The sequence below is a fragment of the Phaeodactylibacter xiamenensis genome (assembly GCF_000759025.1).
GTDB lineage: Bacteria > Bacteroidota > Bacteroidia > Chitinophagales > Saprospiraceae > Phaeodactylibacter > Phaeodactylibacter xiamenensis.
The window spans coordinates 1-1,808 of the sequence record NZ_JPOS01000144.1; the positions used below are offsets into that span (position 1 = coordinate 1).

The 1,808-nt window shown below is 50.8% G+C and carries 2 protein-coding genes; both read left to right on the forward strand.

Annotation, left to right across the window (positions count from 1 at the left end; all coding sequences use genetic code 11):
• Positions 1-329, forward strand: a 329-nt coding sequence (locus tag IX84_RS30405; protein ID WP_044230406.1) for a T9SS type A sorting domain-containing protein, incomplete at its 5' end; no start/stop codon positions are given.
• 82 nt (positions 330-411) lie between these two features.
• The coding region (locus IX84_RS30410) for a hypothetical protein (protein WP_044230408.1) at positions 412-1,808 on the forward strand (1,397 nt) is incomplete at its 3' end.

A 1,808-nucleotide genomic window follows, 5' to 3' on the forward strand; every position in this document is an offset into this window, starting at 1 on the left:
CTTTCTCAACCATAGCTGAAGTATTTTCGCTATTGAGCGGTGCGAATATTTACCCGGACGGGAATAAGCGCAGTTGGTCAATATCCCCGCAACAGCACTCAAAAATTGTGGTTTTCCCTAATCCATTTGGAGCGCAATTTACAATTAGTGGGACAGTGGAAGTAGGTCAACTCCGCGTATTTAACGCTGCGGGGCAGTTGATCCATCAGCAGCAGCTTCAGCCTTTAGTAGAGCATCAGATCATAGCCCGCAATTGGCAGCCCGGCGTCTATTTCTACCGGGTGGAGACCCCTTCTGCTACGACTTCCGGTAAGCTCATCCGTAAGTAGTTCTGTTTCTAAAATCAAAACATGGCTCAGCTTTCTCTTTATGGAGAGCTGAGCTTTCTTCCTATTCCCAAATCCTAATCCCATGGCGCATTCTAAACTTCTATTGCTGCTTGGCTTTGCCCTAGTTTCACTTTCCGTTTCGGCTCAAGAGTTGTATTTTTCAGCAGGCTCAGACGATGATTCACTGAACAGTTATATTGGAATTATTGATTTGTCAACCTGTGATACTGCACATGTCATAGAGCCGGAACGCCCGATTGGCAATTGCACCTTTGACCGGGATACGAACCTTTACACTGCAATAGCAGATACGATATATCAGGTGGATTTGGAGACCGGAACATTATCCTATGTTACAGATTTTGGAGTAATACCAGGAGAGTTTGGTGCTGTAGTTTTTGGCTTAGAAGTCATTGGAGAGACCTTGTTTGCTGTGTTTTATTCACCTGGGGTTGCTTTGGGGAAATATAACCTAATTACCGGGGAGCAAGAAATACTGAACCCCAGTTTCGGAGAGGTAGACCCTATTGCTGCGGCTTCCGGATTAACTGTGATTAACGGACATCTGGTGGCTAGTACTTGGAAAGATGGATTTTATCAGTTAGATACCAATGATTTGTCCAATAGCCAATTGCTTTTTCCGCATCCTTCTTTTGAACCTTTTTCCAATGGTTTGGGTACGGTGTCCGTGGACTGCCAGAATAGCCGTACTTTTGTGACTGATGCGGTATTAGAGCAAACAGACGAAATTCTAGAAGTTAACTTTGAAGCACAAACCCTTGAATTCGTTTGTAGTGTGGATTTTCGAATTATCAGTCTTTTTGCCCTCGAAGAATCCCTCCCCCCGCCCTGCGCGCTGGAAGTTAACCCAATAGGTGGTGCATTCCCCGGCAGCGCCTATCAGGCCGACACGGCTTGTACGGGTGCCCCACAGCCCATCCTGCCGCCAAGCCTGGAGCTGCTCTCCGAGATTGGGTTTATAGATTCTATCCGGGTTACGCTGTCAGGCCCGGGCGGTATGGGTGAGCAACTGGCCAGTACCGGCACTGATAGCATTGTAGTGCTTGGCAGTGGCAGCGCCCAGCTGCGCTTCCTACCGCAACAGGGCCAGCCTTCATTGCCTGCCTGGGAGGCCGTGCTGGGTGCAGCCCAGTACACCTACGGAGGCCCCGGCCTTCCACCGGAGGGCACCCGGGAAATCAGAGTGGTTGCTTATGCGGCAGGCAATGTGAGCGATACTGCCTTTGCATACCTCCCCATTTTCCCATATCCGCCTTCAGCGGGAGAAGATGCAGCGGTGGCCCTCTGTCCGGGCAGTGCCCCGGTAGACTTATTTGCTCAGCTCGGCGGCAGCCCGGCTCCCGGTGGGCAATGGCAACCGGGCAGTGGCAGTTTCGACCCGGAAGCAGATGCGCCGGGCGCTTATTTTTACATTCAGTCTGGTGCGCCTGGTTGCCCCGGTGATACCGCTGTGGCTAC